Genomic DNA, 18,627 nt, shown 5'->3' with positions numbered 1-18,627 from the left:
GGGTTGGATCGATGGAAGAAACCTTAGCGGTCCGCAAGCTGGATCGGCTCGGCGTGGTACTGGTGGCAGGCGGCATTGCGGCAACAGCCCTTCTGCCTTTCATCTATGTGAAGGCAAACCGGATCGCCGCCGGCAAGCCGATGTTGCTGACGCAGCTTCTTCCTCAGACATCAGTCCTCATCCTGCTGGCTCTGCTGGCTGCCACAGCCTTGGCAACGCTCTTCCTCCGCAACGCTTTCATCCGGCTCGCCCTCGGCACGCTTTGCCTTGCGGGGCTGATCGCCGCCATCGGGCTGACAGCGACGGCTGCAACCCCGCCCGGCAGCACCGTCGCGCGCATGACGCCCGGCGGCAGCTTCTGGGTGCTCTTCGGGGTCATCGGCCTTATCATCTCCGACGCGCTGGTGAAGATCCGGCTGACGCCGTGGATGCGGGTTGCGGCCCTTGTCGCCTATACGGCCCTGCTCGCCATCTGCCTCTCCTCCGGCCTGCTCGACAGCCTGTCGATCCTCAGGGAATTCTCCACGCGCTCGGCACAGTTCTGGACCGAGGCCTATTCCCATCTGCTTCTCGCCTTCGGTTCGCTCGCCATTGCCATCGTTCTCGGATTGCCGCTCGGCATCCTCTGTTTCTGGGTGCCAAAACTGCGCGCCATCGTGCTGCAGACGTTGAGCCTCATCCAGACCATCCCGAGTCTGGCGCTTTTCGGCATATTGATGCTGCCGCTCGGTTATCTCGCCACGCATGTACCGCTTGCCGCCGATATCGGCATTCGCGGCATCGGCACGGCGCCGGCGCTGATTGCGCTCGTGCTCTATTCGCTTCTGCCGATCGTCGCCAATACCGTGGTCGGCCTCGAGGGTGTCGATCCCTCGGTGCGTGACGCTGCCGCCGGCATGGGGCTGACGCGCCGGCAGATCCTGACCGGCATCGACCTGCCGCTTGCCTTTCCCGTCATCCTCACCGGCATCCGCATCGTGCTGGTACAGGCGATCGGCATGGTGACGATCGCCGCGCTGATCGGCGGCGGCGGCTTCGGCATCTTCATCTTCCAGGGGCTTGGCCAGACAGCCATGGACCTCGTCCTGCTCGGCGCCGTGCCGACCGTTTTCTTCGCCTTCTCCTCGGCCGTCATCCTCGATGCGGTCATCGAAAGCATCCAGGGGCCAGCCGCATGAGCATGATCGAGATCAGGAACGTCACCAAGCGCTACGGCTCTGCAACCGTCGTCGACAATGTCTCTGTCAGTGTCGAGAAGGGCTCGATTACCGTCATCGTCGGCACGTCGGGTTCCGGCAAATCGACGCTGATGCGGATGATCAATCGGCTGGTGCCCATCACCGAAGGACAGATCTTCGTCGGCGGGCAAGATATCATGGACGTGCCCGCGACGGAGCTGCGCCGCAAGATCGGTTATGCGATCCAGGGGCATGGCCTGTTTCCGCACCGGACTGTGGCGCAGAACATTGCAACCGTACCGGAGCTTCTCGGCTGGGATACGGCCCATATCGGCAGCCGAGTGAAGGAGTTGCTTGGCCTCTTCAATCTCGACCCAGCCAGTTTCGCGGAAAAATATCCGCATCAATTGTCGGGTGGCCAGCAGCAGCGCGTCGGCGTCGCCCGAGCACTGGCCGCCGAGCCGGAACTGCTGTTGATGGATGAGCCTTTCGGGGCGCTCGATCCCGTCATCCGCGGCAAGGCGCAGGACGATCTCTTGGCGATCCAGAAACAGTTCGGGACGACCGTTGTCCTCGTCACGCATGACATGGACGAGGCCTTCCATCTCGGCAACCAGATTGCCGTCATGAGCGGCGGCAAGATGCTGCAATGCTCGACGCCGGAGAAGATCCTGACGGAGCCTGCCGATCCTTTCGTGCAGCAACTGACCGGCACGTCCGACCGGGCGCTGAAACTGATGTCGCTGACGCCGCTGAAGGACAGCATGGAGCCTGCCAAGCCCGGATTGCCCTATTCGCTGGCGCAGTCGCTGAACCTGCGCGATGCGCTGGCCGAAATGATCTGGCAGGGCGTCGATGAGGCAGCCGTGCAGGACGCCAACAAGGCGCCGGTCGGTTCGATCTCGATGGAACGGCTGCTCGAACTGGGCCGCAAGGCATGAAATTCATCATCGCCAACCTCTTTCGCGCGCTGGCATTGGTGCTGCTTCTCATCCTGATCTTCAGGACGGAGTGGCTCTCCTTCATGCTGGTGCCGCTGACCAACAACAATGCGCCGCCCGTCTATATGCAGAACAGTCTTGCTTCGCTGGCGCTCGGCCATCTGGAGCTGGTTTTCGTCTCCATCATCGGCAGCGCAATGTTGGCCGTTCTCGGCGGCATTTTCGTTACCCGCCCGAGTGGGGCAGACTTTCTGCCGCTATCGCGCGCCATCGCCAATGCCGGCCAGACCTTTCCGCCCGTCGCCGTTCTGGCGCTTGCCGTCCCCGCCACCGGCTTTGGTGCTGCGCCGACGCTGATCGCGCTCTTCCTTTACGGGTTGCTGCCGATCTTCGAGAATACGGTCGCGGGCCTCAAGCAGGTGTCGCCGCAGGTGCTGGATGCCGCCGACGGGATGGGCATGAACGGCACGCAGCGTCTCTTCAAGGTCGAATTGCCGCTGGCCCTGCCGCTGATCCTCGAAGGGCTGAAGGTTGCGACGGTCATCAATATCGGCACGGCGACGATCGGTTCGACGGTTGCGGCAAAGGGTCTTGGCGAGGTCATCATTGCCGGCCTGATCTCCGACAATACCGCCTTCATCCTGCAGGGCGGTCTGATCGTCGGCCTGATGGCGGTGCTGATCTATGATGTCATCGGCATGCTGGAAGGCGCAATCACGCGCAGAATGGGCTTGCGTCCGGCTTGAAAGGGCGGCTACCAAGGCAGCGGAGACAGTCGTAATGGGAGACCCGCCTTGGCCAAGATGATCCATTCCATGATCCGCGTGTTGGACGAGGCGCGCTCGGTCGATTTCTACAGCAAGGTCTTCGGGCTGAAGGTTGCCGACCGCGTCGATTTCGAGACCTTCACGCTGATCTATATGAGCAATGAAGAGACCGGCTTCGAGCTGGAGCTGACGATCAACAAGGGCCGTATCGAGCCCTATAATCTCGGTGATGCCTATGGGCATCTGGCTGTTTCCGTCCAGGAAGTGCAGGTCGAGCACAAGCGGCTGACGGATCTCGGCCTCAATCCCGGCAAGCTCGTGGAACTCAACCGCGACGGCAAGCTCTTCGGACTGTTCTTCTTCATCACCGACCCTGACGGCTACAAGATCGAAGTGCTGCAGCGCCACGGCCGTTTTCAATAAACATAAGAGGCTGACATGATTGGAAGGAGAGACCTTCATAACGGCTGGGCGCTTTCCTGTAACGATACAGGAAGGACCGGCCTGCCCGCTTCGATTCCAGCAACGGTGCCTGGCTGCGTGCATCTCGACCTGCTCGCAAACCGGCTGATCCCCGATCCCTATCTCGACATCAACGAGATCACCAATGACTGGATCGGCAAGACGGAATGGGTCTACGGGCTGAGCTTCGAAGCCGAGCCCGATGACGGCAAGGTTCAGGAACTCGTCTTCGACGGGATCGACACGATCGCGACGATCCGCCTGAACGGCGAGGAGATCGGCCGCACCTTCAACATGCACCGCACCTATCGCTTCGACGTTTCGTCGCTGCTGATCGCCGGGGCCAACGAGCTCAGTATTACCTTCCATTCCGCCTATGCCTATGGCGCCGAGATGGAGAAACATTACGGCTACCGCCCCAACAATTATCCGGGGCCAGGTAATCTGATGCGGAAGATGGCCTGCAATTTCGGCTGGGACTGGGGTCCGACGCTGGTCACGGCCGGGCTCTGGAAACCGGTGCGGCTGGAGAGTTGGGATCGGGCGCGGCTTGCAGAAACACGCGTTTCGGCGACGCTTGCGGGCGGCGATGGGCTGGTCAAGCTATATGCGCTGATAGCGCGACATGGCGAGGCCGCGCCGGCGACGCTCACGGCCGAGATCGGCGGCGTAACGCAGACGGTCATAGTCGAAGCGGATGCAGAGGAGGTTTCGTTCGAGGTCCGCGTCCCCTCGCCGCAACTCTGGTGGCCTCATCATCTCGGCGCTCAGCGGCTCTATCCGCTGGAGATCCGGCTGGAAGACGAGAGCGGCGATATGCTCGACCGTTATTCGAAGCAGATTGGCTTCCGCTCGCTGCGGCTTGATACGTCACCGGATACGCATGGCTCGGCCTTCACCTTCATCATCAACGACGTGCCGATCTTTGCCTGCGGCTCCAACTGGATTCCGGATGATTGTTTCCCGTCCCGCGTGACGGCGGAGCGTTACGCAGCGCGGATCGACGAGGCGAAAGCCGCCAACATCAATCTGCTGCGGGTCTGGGGCGGCGGCATCTTCGAGCGGGATGAGTTCTACGAAGCCTGCGACCGCGCCGGCATGCTCGTCTGGCAGGATTTCCTCTTTGCCTGCGCCTCCTATCCGGAGGAGGAGCCGTTGCGCAGCGAAATCATCGCCGAGGTTCGCGACAATGTCGTGCGGCTGATGCCGCATGCATCGCTCATCATCTGGAACGGCAATAACGAGAATATCTGGGGCTTTGACGAGTGGGGCTGGCGGCCGATCATCAAGGACGGTGTCAGCTGGGGGCTCGGCTATTATCTCGATGTGCTGCCGAAGCTTTGCGCCGAACTCGATCCCATCAGGCCCTATTATCCGGGCAGTCCCTATTCCGGCTCCATGGATATCGAGCCCAATGACGACCGGCACGGCTGCAAACATATCTGGGACGTGTGGAACGATGTCGGTTACGAAGTCTACCGCAACTACATTCCGCGCTTCTGCTCCGAATTCGGTTGGCAGGCCCCGCCGAACTGGGCGACGCTCCAGGAGAGCGTGCATGACGAACCGCTGACGCCGGAATCGCGCGGCGTCTTTCATCACCAGAAGGCGACGCAAGGCAATGACAAGCTCATCAAGGGGCTTGCCGGACACCTGCCCGTGCCGCAGACGATGGATGACTGGCATTTCGCAACACAGCTTAACCAGGCGCGCGCCATCCGCTTCGCCGTCGAGCACATGCGTTCGCATCGCGATATCTGCAAGGGCACGGTCGTCTGGCAGTTCAACGACTGCTGGCCGGTCACGTCATGGGCAGCACTCGATTCCGCCGGTCGGCGCAAGCCGCTCTGGTATGCGATGCAGCAGGCCTTTCACCCTCGCCTGCTGACGATCCAGCCACGCGGTAAAGGCCTTTCGGCCGTCGCCGTCAACGAACAGACCCTGTTCTGGCGCTCGAAGATCAGCGGCAAGCGTATGCGGCTGGATGGCGCGGTGCTGGCGGAATTCGAATTCTGGCGGCTGCTCTGCGATCGTTTCGAAGCGAAGGAATTTGCTCTGCCTGAGGATATCGCAACAGCCGGCTTGGCGAATGAGGAAGTCATCGTCGTGCAGATGCTCGACAAGCGCGCCTTCCATTATTTTGTCGAGGATGTCGATTTGAAGCTTCCCGCACCGGAGCTTGGTATTTCGCTGGCAAGGTTGGCCGACGGCTATGAGGTTACCGTCGCGGCGAAGAGCTTCCTTAAGGATCTGTGTCTGATGGCGGATCGGCTTGATCCCGCGGCCTTGGTGGATTCGATGTTGGTAACTCTTCTGCCCGGCGAAAGCCATGTCTTCCGCGTGGCAAGCGACAAGCAGATCTCGGTCGAGGATATCGTTGTCGGCACGGTGCTGCGCTCAGCCAACGACCTCGTGACCGCAAAATGAAAGGCCCCGCTCTCGCGGGGCCTCTTCCGGCTCGTCCTCGCGGATAACGTTACATCCAGTAGGGCGGCACGCCGTAGTAGTCATAGACCCGGCGGCCATTATCGTTGTACCAGGTGTCGTCATCATCCGCGTAGCTCGGCGCGCCTTCGATCTGGTCCTTGGTGAGATCGATGCGGTAGCCGTCCAGCTGGGTATCGTAGGTCAGCTTTTCCCACGGCAGCGGATAGTGATCATTGCCGATGCCGAGGAAGCCGCCGAAGCTCAGGACGGCGTAAGCGACACGACCGTCCTGCTTCCCGAGGATGAGACGTTCGATGGAACCGATATGTTTGCCATCGGCACCATAAACACGGGTGCCTTCAACGCGGTCGCTGGCGATCAGCGTCGGCGTATCCTTCACATTCGGGTCACGGCGAGTGGCGTCGGTATCCTGATTGAGCATGTGCACCTCCTTTGTCGTTTCCTCGTGGTTCATCCACACCCACAAAACGTACCCTGTGCTTCAAAGTTCCCTCACGCACGATGTTCGCACGCACCGGCCGGGATATTGACGTTTACGTCAAGGTTATTGTAGCCTCAATCCGCTTGAACCCTTCAAGCAATGGCATAAGCTGCCTTGACGGGAGATGGAGGAATCTCCCGATCGATGCCGGTGCAAACCCGGTTTCGGCGGCCGAATGGGAGAGAGAAAATGAACAGCATTTCCGTCCACCCAAGCGGTGCGAAACCGGAAAAACCATGGCTTGCCACCTATCCGGATGTCGTTCCGGCCCAGATTCCCCCACTGGAATTTGCATCGCTGCCGGATCTACTGGAAAAGAGCTGCGCGCGTTTTGCCGATCGGAAAGCCTTTTCCAGCATGGGCAAGGTGATGACCTATCGGGAGCTCGAAGCGCAGACCCGCAAGGTGGCCGCCTGGCTGCAGAGCACCGGCCTGCAGAAAGGCGATCGTGTCGCCGTGATGATGCCGAACGTGCTGCAGAATCCCGTCGCCGTCTATGGCATCCTGCGCGCCGGCCTGGTCGTGGTCAACGTCAACCCGCTCTACACGCCGCGCGAGCTCGAGCACCAACTCAACGATTCCGGCGCCAAGGCGATCTTCGTTCTCGAAAACTTCGCGCGCACCGTCGAGCAGGTTATCAACAAGACCGACCTGCGCCATGTCATCGTCACCTCTCTCGGCGAAATGCTCGGCCCCAAGGGGTATATCATCAATTTCGTTGTTCGCCGGGTGAAGAAACTGGTTCCGTCCTGGTCAATCCCGCAGCACAAGAGCTTCGGGCAGGTGCTTGCGGAAAGCGCGAAGAAGACGCTTGCGCCTGTCAGCCTCACCGGCAGCGACATCGCCTTCCTGCAATATACGGGTGGGACGACCGGCATTGCCAAGGGTGCGGTGCTGACGCACCAGAACCTGCTTGCCAACAAGATGCAGCTGCAGTTGTGGCTGAAATCCGCCTTCGACAAGAAGAAGCAGCCTGACGTCCTGAATTTCCTTTGCGCCCTGCCGCTCTACCATATCTTCGCGCTGACCGTGAATTCGCTGATGGGCATGTCGCTTGGCGCCCATAATGTGCTGATCGCCAATCCGCGCGACATTCCGGGGCTGGTGAAGGAATTCCAGAAGTCGAACATCCACATCTTCCCCGGCCTCAATACGCTGTTCAACGCGCTGCTCAACAATGCCGACTTCGCCAAGCTCGACTTCTCCTCGCTCGTCATGTCGCTCGGCGGCGGCATGGCCGTGCAGCGGCCGGTGGCCGAGCGCTGGCTGAAGGTGACGGGCTCGCATGTCACCGAGGGCTACGGGCTTTCGGAAACCTCGCCGGTTGCCACCGCCAACCGCTTCGATTCGCCCGAGTTCACGGGCTCGATCGGCCTTCCCATACCCTCGACGGAACTCGACATCAGAGACGAAGACGGCAATTCGCTGCCGCTTGGCGAGATCGGCGAGATCTGTATCCGCGGCCCGCAGGTGATGGCCGGCTACTGGAACAAGCCGGAGGAAACGGCGAAGGTGATGACGCCTGACGGCTATTTCCGCAGCGGTGACATGGGTTTCATGGACGAGCGCGGCTATACCAAGATCGTCGACCGCAAGAAGGACATGATCCTCGTCTCCGGTTTCAACGTCTATCCGAACGAGATCGAGGAAGTGGCGGCCATGCATCCCGGCATCCTGGAGGCGGCGGCGATCGGCGTTCCGGACGGGCATTCCGGCGAGGCGGTAAAACTCTTCATCGTGCGCAAGGATCCTGGTCTCACCGAAGCCGATGTGAAGGCCCATTGCGCGGCCAATCTCACCAATTACAAGCGGCCGCGCTTCATCGAATTCCGCACCGAACTGCCGAAAACGCCTGTCGGCAAGATCCTGCGCAAGGACCTGCGCGGCTGAATTTGACGGTCTCGTGAAATTGAGGGCCATCCGCTTGTCGCGGGTGGCTTTTTTCATATTTCGACACATGGCTGAACTTGATTTGGCTGCGGGAAACAGAATAGTTTCCGCGACCCTCTCCGCCTCCAAAGGAGCCTTCCATGAATGCCATCGTCGAACAACTGAAGAGCACCGCGGCAGCCACCAAGGCAACCGATCTGCGCGCCGCATTCGCAACCGACCCGCAGCGCTTCTCGCGTTTTTCCGTATCGCTTGACGACCTGCTGATGGATTATTCCAAGACGGCCGTGAACGACGAGATCCTGAAGCTTCTGGTGAAGCTCGCCGAAGAAGGCGGCGTCGAGAAGAAGCGTGAGGAGATGTTCTCGGGCAAGGCGATCAACTTCACCGAGGACCGCGCCGTGCTGCACACGGCGCTGCGCAACCGCTCCAACACGCCCGTTCTGGTCGACGGCAAGGATGTCATGCCTGACGTCAACGCCGTACTGACAGCCATGGGCAAGTTTGCCGACGGCGTGCGCGCCGGTGCGCTGAAGGGTGCAACCGGCAAGAAGATCACCGATGTCATCAATATCGGCATCGGCGGTTCGGATCTCGGCCCGGTCATGGCGACGCTGGCGCTGGCCCCCTTCCATGACGGCCCGCGCGCCCATTTCGTCTCCAATATCGACGGCGCCCATATTGCCGACATCCTGAAGCTGGTGCAGCCGGAAACGACGCTGTTCATCGTCGCTTCCAAGACCTTCACCACCGTCGAGACGATGACCAATGCGCAGACGGCGCGCAAATTCATCGCCAGCGCGCTTGGTGAAGCTGCTGTTCAGCACCACTTCGCCGCAGTTTCGACGGCGCTCGACAAGGTCGCGGCCTTCGGCATCGAAAGCGAACGTGTCTTCGGCTTCTGGGATTGGGTCGGCGGCCGCTACTCGATCTGGTCGGCCATCGGCCTGCCGCTGATGATCGCTGTCGGCCCGGAGAATTTCGGCAAGTTCCTCGATGGCGCCCATGCCGTCGACAACCATTTCCGTAACGCGCCGATTGCCGAAAACCTGCCGATGCTGCTCGGCCTGATCGGCTTCTACCATCGCAATGTTCTGGGTTATCCGACGCGCGCCGTGCTTCCCTATGACCAGCGCCTATCGCGCTTCCCGGCCTATCTGCAGCAGCTCGACATGGAATCGAACGGCAAGGGTGTCACCATCGACGGCACTCCGGTCGAAAACAATTCCGGCCCTGTTGTATGGGGTGAGCCCGGCACCAACGGCCAGCATGCCTTCTACCAGCTCATCCATCAGGGCACGAGCATCATCCCGGCCGAATTCATGATCGCCGCCAACGGCTTCGAGCCGGAACTGCGCCACCAGCACCAGCTCTTGATGTCCAACGTTCTCGCCCAGTCGGAGGCGCTGATGAAGGGCCGCACCTTCGCGGAAGCCAAGAAGCAGCTGACCGACAAGGGCATGGACGACAAGAAGGCCGACTTCATCGCCCCGCACCGCGTCTTTACCGGCAACCGCCCCTCGATCACCTTCGTCTATGACAAGCTGACGCCCTATGCGCTCGGCCGCCTGATCGCGCTCTATGAGCACCGCGTCTTCGTCGAAGGCGTGCTCTTCCGCATCAACTCCTTTGACCAGTGGGGCGTGGAACTTGGCAAGGAACTGGCGACCGGCCTGCTGCCCGTCGTCGAAGGCAAGGAAAGCGCTGCAGGTCACGATTCCTCGACGCAGGGGTTGGTCGCTGCGCTGGCGAAGCTCGCCAAGTAATCTCGGCCACGCTGCTATCGAAGCCCATCCGTCCTGCGGGTGGGCTTTTTTATTTGACCCTGTCGAATTGCAGAACATCTCGTCGTCTATAGAGAGAGTGACAGAGGAGGAGCCGATGACTGCAACGGATGATGAGCTGGTGAAATTCGAAGCCGAAGGAGCGCTGCCATTGCCGCCCTCGAGCGAGCAGGGCTTCGTCGAGAACAAGGGCGCGCGTATCTGGTATGCGAGTTATGGCGCTGGTCCAGCCGTCATCCTGCTGCATGGCGGGCTCGGCAATAGCGGCAACTGGGGCTATCAGGTTCCCGATCTTGTCGAGGCCGGTCATCGGGTCGTGGTGATCGATAGCCGTGGACATGGCCGCAGCACCCGTGACGACCGTCCCTATACCTATCACCTGATGGCATCCGATGTGCTGGCAGTCATGGATCATGCCGGCATCGAGGAAGCGGCTCTCGTCGGCTGGAGCGATGGCGCCTGTACATCCCTGATTCTCGCCGACCAGCACCCGGACCGCGTCTGCGGTGTGTTCTTCTTCGCCTGCAACATGGACCCCAGCGGCGCCAAGGAATTCAAGATGACGCCCGTTATCGACCGCTGCTTCAGCCGCCACAGGAAGGACTACCAGGCGCTATCGGCGACACCTGATCAGTTCGAGGCTTTCGTCGCGGATGTGTCGAAGATGATGGCGACGGAGCCCAACTACTCGGCGGAGCAACTGGCCGGCATCAAGGTACCGGTCTCCATCGTGCTCGGCGAGCATGACGAATTCATCAAGCCGGAACATGCCGATTATCTGGCAAGGACGATCCCGGATGCGGAATTCGTGCTCATGCCCGATGTCAGCCATTTCGCGCCGCTGCAGCAGCCGGACCTCTTCAATCGCGAGGTCCGGGCTTTTCTGCAGCGGATGGAATAGGCCTTAGAGGCGGATTTCGCGTGCCCAAGGCTGATCTGCGCCGTCAGCGGCAGTTTGCGATGCATTGACGCGCTTCAGGCCTCGCCTCGGCTCGATCGAGTGCGGCAGCTTGATTGCAGAGGCCAGCCCGAGCCTCTCCAGCAGCCGGATGAAATACCAGCCGAGATCCAGCTGACCCGGCTCGATGCCGAGACGGGCGGATTCCGGAAAGGCGTGATGGTTACCATGGAAACTCTCGCCGAAGGTCACCAGCCCGAAATGCGGCAGGTTATAGCCCTGCACCGCGACGTCATCGACACTCCAGCCCTGATGGCCGTCTCGATGGGCAAAATGACCGACCAGCCAGTGTCCGGTCAGCCACACCGATACCCGCACGGCAATGCCCCAGACCACCCACGGCACTCCGCCGACCGTGAAAAGCAACACCGCCAGAGGAAGCTGCTGCGCCATCCATGTCGCCTCCAGAAAGCGATAGAAACGATCGCGGCCCTCCCTTTCTCCGAGAACGAAACGCGGCGGGTGATCCAACAGCACCGCGCAATGCATCTGCCAGAAGGCGTCGACGAAGAAAGACCGCCTGTGGGCATAGAGATCATGGCAGTCTCGCTGCCGCTGCGCCCAATCGCGAATATCGTGCGCATAGATCATGCCGAACGGGCCGGCCATGCCGACCAGCGTGCCGAAATAGACGAGAAAGTGCTCGATCCAGAGATGCGTACGGAATGAGCGATGGATCAGCAGTCGGTGCATGCCGACCGAATGGCCTAGGCAGATCGTGATGCCGGTCAGGAGGATGAAGACGGCGAATGCGCTCCAGGTGAAGGTCAACGGCCCGCCGACGATGGCAATCAGGGTCATGGCGGCAACCCAGATCGACTTTGCGGGCATCCACACCACCCTGCCCTTCACGGGATCGCTGTTGTCATCGATCATGCGTCCGGTGGAAATACTGCTCATGGCAAACTCCTTCCCTCGGGCGCATTCAACACTTGAACATCGCCCGCCAATTCATTAATTAAGGAATTACCTAATTACTTTGCATCAACCGAAGCAATTAAGCAATGCATTAATTGCTTAAATCGTTAACGGCTCGATGTGATACTGCCGCGGCCATGGAGACAGGACTTGGACGAAGAGACATTCGATGATGCAGGAGCAGATGGCTCCGTAAGCGCGGCCCAGCGGGTGTTCCAGGCGCTTTCCAGTGCGCCGCGCCGGAAGATCCTTGCCTATCTCTCGGCATCGGGCCTGACCGCCGGCGAGATCGCCGACCGGTTCAGCATGTCCAAGCCGGCCGTTTCTCAGCATCTTTCTGTCCTTGAGACGGCGGGGCTGATCCGAAGGGAGAAACAGGGCCAGTTTGTCCACTATTCCCTGATCGAGAACAATCTGGTCAACACGCTCAACGGCTTCGTGCAGGAAGTTTGCCCTGTCGGCCGGCCGATCAAGAAGGAAAGCCAGGCGCGTGCCCGCGAGAAAGATGCGAAGGAACTGCCCTGAATTTCAAGGCAACTCCTCTAGCGGCACGCGCGAGAAAGGGATGCGAGCCGAGTTCGGCTCAAGGTCTCAGAGACCGATCTCTTTCGCCCAGGGCGGATTGGCGCCGGCACGGGAGACGGTGACGGCTGCCGCCTTGGCGCCAAGAGCCAAAGCATTGCGCAGGGCCTGCTCATCGAGATTGGCGACCTGGGTCTTGGTCAGCAGGTTATCCATCTTCAGCGAAGCCAGGACGCCGGCATCGAATGTGTCGCCTGCGCCGACCGTATCAACCACGGTGACGCGCTCGCTCGGCACCGTGACCTTGCGCGCGCTGGTGTAGCCGGTGGCACCTTCCGCACCCTTGGTGATGACGACGAGTTTGGCGCCGTGGTTCAGCCAATGGGCGGCGAGCGCATCATGGTCGCCTTCCAGGCCGAACCATTCGAGATCCTCATCGGAGAATTTGACGATGTCGGACTTGGCGGCCATGCGCTTGATGCGAGCCATATGCGCGGCCTTGTCCTTGATGAAGCCGGGGCGGATGTTCGGGTCGAGCGAGATGACGCGCCTAGCGGCTTCCCGGTCGAGCAGTGCTTCGTAGGTTTCGCCGCAGGGGCTCGGGATGAGGCTGATCGCGCCGAAATGCAGGGCCTCGCAGTCGTCGCCGAGGGTTGGCAGGTCGTCGGTGGTGATCATGCGACCGGCCGTGCCCTCATCGTAAAAGGCATAGGTCGCCTGGCCGTTGACCAGCTTGACGAATGCGATCGTCGAAGGGCGCGGGGTGATGGCGCAAGGGCTGTAATCGACATTGCTCGCCTTCAGCGTATCGAGCAGGATTTCGCCCATCATGTCGTCGGCGATGCCGGTGAAGAAGGCCGTGGGAATCCCCAGGCGGCCAAGCGCGATCGCGGTATTGAAGATCGCACCGCCGGCATAGGGTGCAAAGCCCTTTTCGCCTAACGTCGTGTCCCTCGGCAGCATGTCGATCAAGGCTTCGCCGCAGCACAAAATCATCGAATTCCTCCCAAAGAACTTGCGCATTCTTCAATCGATTAAGCGAGCTTTTGTCAAAAGGCTAGAGCGAAAGCTCACTCACGCCACCATTTCTCGCCGACCAGGCAAGCGGCGCATCGAGGAAGGCCTCGACCTCCTGCAGCGTCCTGTCGTCGAAGAGCTTCTGCTGCCTGGCAACCGCCAGTACCTCGCGCCAGGTGGCGATATGATGGAACTGAACCTTACCATTGGCAAAGCGCTGCTGCGCTTCCGGGAAAATGCCGTAGGAGAAGAGCGCAATGCCGTGATCGACGATGCCGCCGGCGGCTCTGATGGCATCGATGAAGGTGAACATGCTGCCGCCCGCCGTCGTCAGATCCTCGATAACGAGCACCCGGGCGCCGTCCTTCATGTCGCCTTCAATCTGCGCATTGCGGCCATGACCCTTCGGCTTTTTGCGGACATAGATCATCGGCAGGCCGAGGCGATCGGCAAGCAGTGCTGCAAAGGGGATGCCTGCGGTCTCGCCGCCGGCGATGCAGTCAAACTGCTCGAACCCGGCATCGCGCAGCAGGGTGCTGGCGGCAAAATCCATCACGGTCGAGCGGACACGCGGAAAGGACAGGAGCTTGCGGCAATCGATATAGACGGGGCTCATGATGCCCGACGCATATTTATAGGGCGTTTCGGCGTTGAAATGCACCGCCTTGATCTCCCAGAGCATCTTTGCCAGCAGCTCTGCCATGACGGCGCGGTCGGGAAATGTGGTCTGGATCATGCGGCTCTCTCCTTCGGCTGACGTTCTAGCGGCAATAGCAGCAAGAGCGGCCGGTTTCCAGATAGAAGAGGGCCATCAGCCGAGCAGACGGCCGATATCAGCAACCTGCATCTTCCGGAAGAGCGCGATTGCCTCAGCCCCCTCCTTCTCGTCGAGCGAAACCGCATAACGGACAGCCGCCGCCAGAAGCTGCATTGTCAGCCGGGCAATGGCCAAAAGCTCCGTCTCGGCGCGATCGGGCCACAGCTGTTTCAGCACCGAAAGCAGGGCCTGCGCATGGAATTCCATGTCCTCGGCATCGACCTCTTGAAGAAGCTTGTCGGTGTGCGTGGCGTGCCAGATGTCGCGCATCACGGGCTCGCGGCGGAAGAAGGCGTAATATTCGTCGGTGATCACGCCGAGCGCCACCCGGAGACTATCGGCATCCGTTACCTTGGCCAGTTCATCGGCCACGCATTGGCGGCCCTGCTCGTTGAAACGTTCGGCGAGCGTGCGGATGATCGCGGTCTTGTCGGGGAAATACTGATAGAGGGCGCCGAAAGAAAGCTCCGCCTTTTCAACGATCTCGCTCATTTTCAGCGCGTCGCTGCCATTCCTTTGGATGAGATCGGAGGCGACCGACAGGATTCTCTCGAAACGTTCGCGGCCGCGCTGCTGGCTGGGAATGCGGCGCGGCTGGCCGGTTGGCTCCGGCTTTCGCCTGCGTTTTACAACCGCCTCTTTCGCCATCGGCCTGCCTTCCTCGCCCATTGACATGGAAAATAAGAGAGATTATCACGTTTTGCAAATGAGAGAGTTTCTCTTATTTCTCGAGGAGGAATTATCAAATGCAGATCATTCTCGTCCTATGCCTCACCGCAGCTGCGATCGGCAGCGGCCTTGTCGCCGGCATCTTCTTTGCCTTCTCGACCTTCATCATGACCGCCTTTTCGCGCATCCCGGCCGAGCAGGGTATTGCTGCGATGAATTCCATCAACGTGACCATCGTCCGCTCGCCCTTCATGCTGCTTTTCGCGCCGACGGCGTTCCTCTGCGTCGTGATCGCCGTGCTGGCCTTCCTGAACTGGCGCGGCGGCGCCTCTTCGATGATGCTGGCCGGCGCAGCACTCTATGTCATCGCGTCCTTTCTCTCGACCATCGTCTTCAACGTGCCGATGAATGACGCGCTGGCGAAAGTCAGCGGCAGCGAGCCGGGCGCGACACAGTTCTGGACCACCTATCTCAGGAACTGGACCTGGTGGAACCATGTGCGCACCATCGCCTCGCTGCTGGCCTCGGTTGCGTTCGTTCGTGCGCTGATGCTGATCTGAAAGGCGGAGGAAATGCCCTCCGCCCTTCCTCCAATCAGTTTTGCTGGCAGAAGGTGATGCGGTTGTTGAAGGGGTCGATGACGCCCATTTCGAGGCCCCAGGGCGCTTCCTCGATGCCAGGCTTCATATAGCGGTAGTTCCTGGCGGCGAGTTCTGCCTGATAGGCCCTGATATCCTTCACCCGCACGAAGGCGCGGGCGCCGGGGCTGGCATCGCCGGAATGTTCGCTCAGATGTAATTGCATGCTTTCACGCGAGACCTGGCAATAAAGCGGAAAGTTCTCTCCGAAACGATGCTCCCAATCCAGCGTGAAGCCCAGGAAACCGCAATAGAATTCCATGGCTTTCTCGACCGAGAAGATGCGGAAGATCGGCACCGGCGGCTCGATGCCGATTGCGGACTTTGACCCTTCCGTCTCGTCCAGCTTTGCGGAGAGAATATTCCACTGGTCGAAGCCGAATTGTCTGGCGACGATCTCCAGGGTTTCACTATGGGTAAGGGAAATATCGCGGTCGGCAAGCGCCTGCCGCAGGGTTTTTGCCATAAGCTTGGCATCGCGAAAATCGCGCATGAGTTCATCCTTCTCCGTTAGCGGCAAACAGGAAGATCAGTGCCCGCGTCTGCTGACCCGTTCGCCATCGATTGCCTGGGAGACAAGGACGTGAAGGTGGATTTGGATGCATTCACCATAATGCTTGCGCATCGCGGGGCGGCTGGCTGCATCCGGCCGATGTCAGCTTACGAAAGGTCGGGGGAGGGATCAAGAGGCCGAGCGCGCATCCCCTGCCGGCACCGAATGAAGGTGGCTGGCGAGTTCGACACGATTGCGGCCGGCGCGTTTGGCGACATAGAGCGCCTTGTCCGCCTCCCCCAGCATGGCATCGAAATCCAGCGGGTTGGAGCGGCCGGGGGCGACGCCGACGCTGACGGTGCATTTCAGCACCTCGTCGTCGATATAGATGTCGCGTTCCTCGAAGGCCTTGCGGATGCGCTCAGCGGCAAGCTCGGCGCGGCCGGGCATGATTTCCTTCAGCACCAGCGCGAATTCCTCACCGCCGAGGCGGGCGGCCGTATCGCCGCTGCGGCAATTGGCCGAGAGTTCGCCTGCAAAGACCCTCAGGACATGGTCGCCGGCCGCATGGCCATAGCGGTCGTTGACCGATTTGAAATGATCGATGTCGAAGACGATGACAGCGGTCGAAACGCCCATGGCGCGGACGCCATATTGATCGAACAGGGCGCGGCGGTTCAGCAGACCGGTCAGTGGGTCGGTGATCGCCTCGATGCGGTGGCGGGCGGCAAGCCGCCATTGATGCAGCGCCAGCGACAGGGCGCCGATGCCGGTCATGCCGGCGATGCATATGGCAAGGCTGAGATCTTCCGCCCAGTTGCTGGGTGCGGCGCCGAGCACCAGTTTGCCGTCCCAGATCAATACGGCAGCGCAGAGCACGAAGGAAATCGCCGTCAATGTATAGAGAGCGGTAATGCCTGATATCGGCGCAGGTGCTTCGGCGCGGTCGAGCCAGTATTGCCAGGCGGTGGCAAACAGGAGGAAGGCGATGGCGAGATTATCGGCCATGAAGGCCAGACCATCCAGCCCGGCGATCATCGGCGGAACGGATGTGGCCATGGCGACAAGTGCACAGACGACGATGCCTGATATCGGGAGCCGGCCGGTGCGGAACTGATAGCCAGCGCCCCAGATGGTCGCGAAACCGGCATGGAACAGCACGAAGTTGCCGACGCCGAGCACAGGCCCGGGCTGTTCTACATAAAAGGCGTAGGCAAAAATGCCGGCGACGACGAGAACGAGGCCGAATGCGCCGGTGACAAGAAAGGTTTCGGCCCGGCGCACGAGCCAGCTTCCCATGAGCGTCACGGCAAGGCAGGTTGCTGAAACGCCGAGCGCCAGCAGCAATGAATTATAGTCAAGCATCATGCTTTAAATCTCCGCGGCTCCTGCCGCGCCGATAACGTTCTGAAAATCTATCTCGTCATTGCTGACGAATGTCTTACGCATTCCGTTAAAAAACATGGATTTCGCAGCCGAGCGTTACAAATTCCACATTCGGCGGCAACTATAAGGGGAATAATATTTAAGCCTGCAACGTCTTTACTCAGGCTTTGATCCGCCAATGCAGCGCAAACATCGGATCGAAGACGGTGACCGGACCGACGCCGGTCTCAATCCTGGCGGGGAAGACCACCGGTTCGGCCTGCCGCTCCAGCGTGATGCGTTCCTCGTTGGGCGCCAGCCCATACCAGGCCGGGCCATTCAGGCAGGCAAAGGCCTCCAGCTTGTCGAGCGCACTATCCTGCTCGAACACATGGGCAAGGCAGCTCATCGTATTGATCGAGGTATAGATCCCCGCGCAGCCGCAGGCGCATTCCTTGAGCGGATCGACATGCGGGGCAGAATCCGTGCCGAGGAAGAACCTGCTATCGCCGCTCGTCGCCGCGGCCCGGAGCGCCAGCCTGTGGTTTTCGCGTTTTGCGACCGGCAGGCAGTAATAATGCGGGCGAATGCCGCCGACGAGGATGGCGTTGCGGTTGATGATCAGGTGATGGGTGGTGATGGAACCGGCGAGATTGGCCTTGGCCGACTTGATGTAGTCGATGCCATCTGATGTCGTGACATGTTCCATCGTCACCTTCAGTTCCGGCAGGCGCTTGCGCAGCGGGTCGAGCACCGTCTCGATGAAGACGGCTTCACGATCGAAGATATCGACGTCAGGCGTCGTCACCTCGCCGTGGACGCAGAGCGGCAGGCCGATCTTCGCCATGCGCTCCAGCACCGGCATCGCCTTTTCCATGTCGCGCACGCCACCGTGTGAATTCGTCGTGGCACCGGCGGGATAAAGTTTGACGGCCGTGACGAGGCCACTCTTCTTGCCCTCTTCCACGTCGTCGGGGCTCGTATCCTCGGTCAGATAGAGCGTCATCAGCGGCTGGAAACGATGGCCGGCCGGAAGCGCCTTCATGATGCGCTCGCGATAGGCGGTCGCATCCGCGGTCGTGACGACTGGTGGCACCAGGTTCGGCATGATGATGGCGCGAGCGAAGGTGCGGCTCGTATCGCCGATCACACCTTCCAGCATGGCGCCGTCGCGCAGATGCAGGTGCCAGTCGTCAGGACGGCGGATGGTGATCGATTGCATGGAAGCCTCCGAAGCGATGCGGGTTTCGCCTCGATAGCATCAACACCGGTACGGAAA

Annotated in this window: 18 protein-coding genes; 10 read left to right on the top strand and 8 right to left on the bottom strand. The window is 60.6% G+C overall.

Going from position 1 to position 18,627, the window contains the following annotated elements:
• Positions 1-11 precede the first annotated feature (11 nt).
• Genes ACK9YZ_RS00585 through ACK9YZ_RS00565 form a run of 5 tightly spaced genes read left to right on the top strand, consistent with a single transcriptional unit; the run spans position 12 to position 5,775 of the window.
• Positions 12-1,178 (top strand): ABC transporter permease, encoded by a 1,167-nt coding sequence (locus ACK9YZ_RS00585; RefSeq protein WP_416065314.1) that lies wholly within the window; start codon positions 12-14, stop codon positions 1,176-1,178.
• Positions 1,175-2,119, top strand: a complete 945-nt coding sequence (locus ACK9YZ_RS00580; RefSeq protein ID WP_416065313.1) for an ABC transporter ATP-binding protein — start codon at positions 1,175-1,177, stop codon at positions 2,117-2,119. The genes ACK9YZ_RS00585 and ACK9YZ_RS00580 overlap by 4 nt, the downstream gene beginning before the upstream one ends.
• Positions 2,116-2,865, top strand: coding sequence for an ABC transporter permease (locus ACK9YZ_RS00575; RefSeq protein ID WP_216756899.1), 750 nt, complete (start codon positions 2,116-2,118; stop codon positions 2,863-2,865). The genes ACK9YZ_RS00580 and ACK9YZ_RS00575 overlap by 4 nt, the downstream gene beginning before the upstream one ends.
• Before the next feature lie 48 nt (positions 2,866-2,913).
• The gene (locus ACK9YZ_RS00570) at positions 2,914-3,309 is read left to right on the top strand and encodes a VOC family protein (protein ID WP_416065312.1); all 396 of its coding nucleotides are present in this window, start codon (positions 2,914-2,916) and stop codon (positions 3,307-3,309) included.
• Between the two features lie 15 nt (positions 3,310-3,324).
• Positions 3,325-5,775 carry a glycoside hydrolase family 2 protein gene (locus ACK9YZ_RS00565; protein ID WP_416065311.1) on the top strand — a complete coding sequence of 817 codons (2,451 nt, stop codon included), beginning with the start codon at positions 3,325-3,327 and terminating at the stop codon, positions 5,773-5,775.
• A gap of 49 nt (positions 5,776-5,824) precedes the next feature.
• Here the strand turns inward: ACK9YZ_RS00565 and ACK9YZ_RS00560 are convergent, their stop codons facing one another.
• Positions 5,825-6,217, bottom strand: coding sequence for a PRC-barrel domain-containing protein (locus ACK9YZ_RS00560; RefSeq protein ID WP_416065310.1), 393 nt, complete (start codon positions 6,215-6,217; stop codon positions 5,825-5,827).
• Positions 6,218-6,466: 249 nt separating this feature from the next.
• Here ACK9YZ_RS00560 and ACK9YZ_RS00555 point away from each other — a divergent pair, with 249 nt between their 5' ends.
• The 3 genes from ACK9YZ_RS00555 to ACK9YZ_RS00545 all read left to right on the top strand — a co-directional run bounded on the left by ACK9YZ_RS00555 (position 6,467) and on the right by ACK9YZ_RS00545 (position 10,852).
• Positions 6,467-8,167, top strand: coding sequence for a long-chain fatty acid--CoA ligase (locus ACK9YZ_RS00555; protein ID WP_416065309.1), 1,701 nt, complete (start codon positions 6,467-6,469; stop codon positions 8,165-8,167).
• Positions 8,168-8,307: 140 nt separating this feature from the next.
• The gene (gene pgi / locus ACK9YZ_RS00550; RefSeq protein WP_416065308.1) at positions 8,308-9,933 is read left to right on the top strand and encodes a glucose-6-phosphate isomerase; all 1,626 of its coding nucleotides are present in this window, start codon (positions 8,308-8,310) and stop codon (positions 9,931-9,933) included.
• Between the two features lie 115 nt (positions 9,934-10,048).
• Entirely contained in the window at positions 10,049-10,852 is an 804-nt protein-coding gene (locus ACK9YZ_RS00545; RefSeq protein ID WP_416065307.1) for an alpha/beta fold hydrolase, read from the top strand.
• 3 nt (positions 10,853-10,855) lie between these two features.
• Here ACK9YZ_RS00545 and ACK9YZ_RS00540 read toward each other — a convergent pair whose 3' ends face one another.
• Positions 10,856-11,809: an acyl-CoA desaturase gene (locus ACK9YZ_RS00540; protein ID WP_416065306.1), complete on the bottom strand. Its 954-nt coding sequence runs from the start codon at positions 11,807-11,809 to the stop codon at positions 10,856-10,858.
• Between the two features lie 168 nt (positions 11,810-11,977).
• Here ACK9YZ_RS00540 and ACK9YZ_RS00535 point away from each other — a divergent pair, with 168 nt between their 5' ends.
• A complete protein-coding gene (locus ACK9YZ_RS00535) occupies positions 11,978-12,352 on the top strand; it encodes a metalloregulator ArsR/SmtB family transcription factor (protein ID WP_416065305.1) in 375 nt (124 codons plus the stop codon).
• A gap of 66 nt (positions 12,353-12,418) precedes the next feature.
• On the opposite strand, the gene ACK9YZ_RS00530 is transcribed toward ACK9YZ_RS00535, so the two are convergent.
• From ACK9YZ_RS00530 to ACK9YZ_RS00520, 3 genes are all read right to left on the bottom strand, one after another.
• A complete protein-coding gene (locus ACK9YZ_RS00530; protein WP_416065304.1) occupies positions 12,419-13,345 on the bottom strand; it encodes a carbohydrate kinase family protein in 927 nt (308 codons plus the stop codon).
• A 61-nt stretch (positions 13,346-13,406) separates the two neighbouring features.
• The gene (locus ACK9YZ_RS00525) at positions 13,407-14,102 is read right to left on the bottom strand and encodes an orotate phosphoribosyltransferase (RefSeq protein WP_216756892.1); all 696 of its coding nucleotides are present in this window, start codon (positions 14,100-14,102) and stop codon (positions 13,407-13,409) included.
• Positions 14,103-14,177: 75 nt separating this feature from the next.
• On the bottom strand, positions 14,178-14,831 hold the full coding sequence (locus ACK9YZ_RS00520; RefSeq protein WP_416065303.1) for a TetR family transcriptional regulator: 654 nt from the start codon (positions 14,829-14,831) through the stop codon (positions 14,178-14,180).
• A 98-nt stretch (positions 14,832-14,929) separates the two neighbouring features.
• Between ACK9YZ_RS00520 and ACK9YZ_RS00515 the strand changes: the two genes are divergently transcribed.
• Entirely contained in the window at positions 14,930-15,412 is a 483-nt protein-coding gene (locus ACK9YZ_RS00515; RefSeq protein ID WP_416065302.1) for a DUF1772 domain-containing protein, read from the top strand.
• Between the two features lie 34 nt (positions 15,413-15,446).
• Here ACK9YZ_RS00515 and ACK9YZ_RS00510 read toward each other — a convergent pair whose 3' ends face one another.
• From ACK9YZ_RS00510 to pyrC, 3 genes are all read right to left on the bottom strand, one after another.
• Positions 15,447-15,983: a glyoxalase superfamily protein gene (locus tag ACK9YZ_RS00510; protein ID WP_216756889.1), complete on the bottom strand. Its 537-nt coding sequence runs from the start codon at positions 15,981-15,983 to the stop codon at positions 15,447-15,449.
• Positions 15,984-16,172: 189 nt separating this feature from the next.
• On the bottom strand, positions 16,173-17,351 hold the full coding sequence (locus tag ACK9YZ_RS00505) for a GGDEF domain-containing protein (protein ID WP_216756888.1): 1,179 nt from the start codon (positions 17,349-17,351) through the stop codon (positions 16,173-16,175).
• A gap of 178 nt (positions 17,352-17,529) precedes the next feature.
• A complete protein-coding gene (pyrC, locus tag ACK9YZ_RS00500) occupies positions 17,530-18,570 on the bottom strand; it encodes a dihydroorotase (RefSeq protein WP_416065301.1) in 1,041 nt (346 codons plus the stop codon).
• Positions 18,571-18,627: the final 57 nt, after the last annotated feature.

The sequence above is a fragment of the Rhizobium sp. ZK1 genome, assembly GCF_047782645.1.
In the GTDB taxonomy this organism is placed as follows: domain Bacteria; phylum Pseudomonadota; class Alphaproteobacteria; order Rhizobiales; family Rhizobiaceae; genus Rhizobium.
This window is presented reverse-complemented; position numbering and strand designations above follow the sequence as displayed.

Excerpts from the sequence above, each read along its gene's own strand:
- ACK9YZ_RS00585 (WP_416065314.1), top strand. The coding sequence starts at position 12 with ATGGAAGAAACCTTAGCGGTCCGCAAGCTGGATCGGCTCGGCGTGGTA.
- ACK9YZ_RS00580 (WP_416065313.1), top strand. The coding sequence starts at position 1,175 with ATGAGCATGATCGAGATCAGGAACGTCACCAAGCGCTACGGCTCTGCA.
- ACK9YZ_RS00575 (WP_216756899.1), top strand. The coding sequence starts at position 2,116 with ATGAAATTCATCATCGCCAACCTCTTTCGCGCGCTGGCATTGGTGCTG.
- ACK9YZ_RS00565 (WP_416065311.1), top strand. The coding sequence starts at position 3,325 with ATGATTGGAAGGAGAGACCTTCATAACGGCTGGGCGCTTTCCTGTAAC.
- ACK9YZ_RS00560 (WP_416065310.1), bottom strand. The coding sequence starts at position 6,217 with ATGCTCAATCAGGATACCGACGCCACTCGCCGTGACCCGAATGTGAAG.
- ACK9YZ_RS00555 (WP_416065309.1), top strand. The coding sequence starts at position 6,467 with ATGAACAGCATTTCCGTCCACCCAAGCGGTGCGAAACCGGAAAAACCA.
- pgi (WP_416065308.1), top strand. The coding sequence starts at position 8,308 with ATGAATGCCATCGTCGAACAACTGAAGAGCACCGCGGCAGCCACCAAG.
- ACK9YZ_RS00545 (WP_416065307.1), top strand. The coding sequence starts at position 10,049 with ATGACTGCAACGGATGATGAGCTGGTGAAATTCGAAGCCGAAGGAGCG.
- ACK9YZ_RS00540 (WP_416065306.1), bottom strand. The coding sequence starts at position 11,809 with ATGAGCAGTATTTCCACCGGACGCATGATCGATGACAACAGCGATCCC.
- ACK9YZ_RS00530 (WP_416065304.1), bottom strand. The coding sequence starts at position 13,345 with ATGATTTTGTGCTGCGGCGAAGCCTTGATCGACATGCTGCCGAGGGAC.
- ACK9YZ_RS00525 (WP_216756892.1), bottom strand. The coding sequence starts at position 14,102 with ATGATCCAGACCACATTTCCCGACCGCGCCGTCATGGCAGAGCTGCTG.
- ACK9YZ_RS00520 (WP_416065303.1), bottom strand. The coding sequence starts at position 14,831 with ATGGCGAAAGAGGCGGTTGTAAAACGCAGGCGAAAGCCGGAGCCAACC.
- ACK9YZ_RS00515 (WP_416065302.1), top strand. The coding sequence starts at position 14,930 with ATGCAGATCATTCTCGTCCTATGCCTCACCGCAGCTGCGATCGGCAGC.
- ACK9YZ_RS00510 (WP_216756889.1), bottom strand. The coding sequence starts at position 15,983 with ATGCGCGATTTTCGCGATGCCAAGCTTATGGCAAAAACCCTGCGGCAG.
- ACK9YZ_RS00505 (WP_216756888.1), bottom strand. The coding sequence starts at position 17,351 with ATGATGCTTGACTATAATTCATTGCTGCTGGCGCTCGGCGTTTCAGCA.
- pyrC (WP_416065301.1), bottom strand. The coding sequence starts at position 18,570 with ATGCAATCGATCACCATCCGCCGTCCTGACGACTGGCACCTGCATCTG.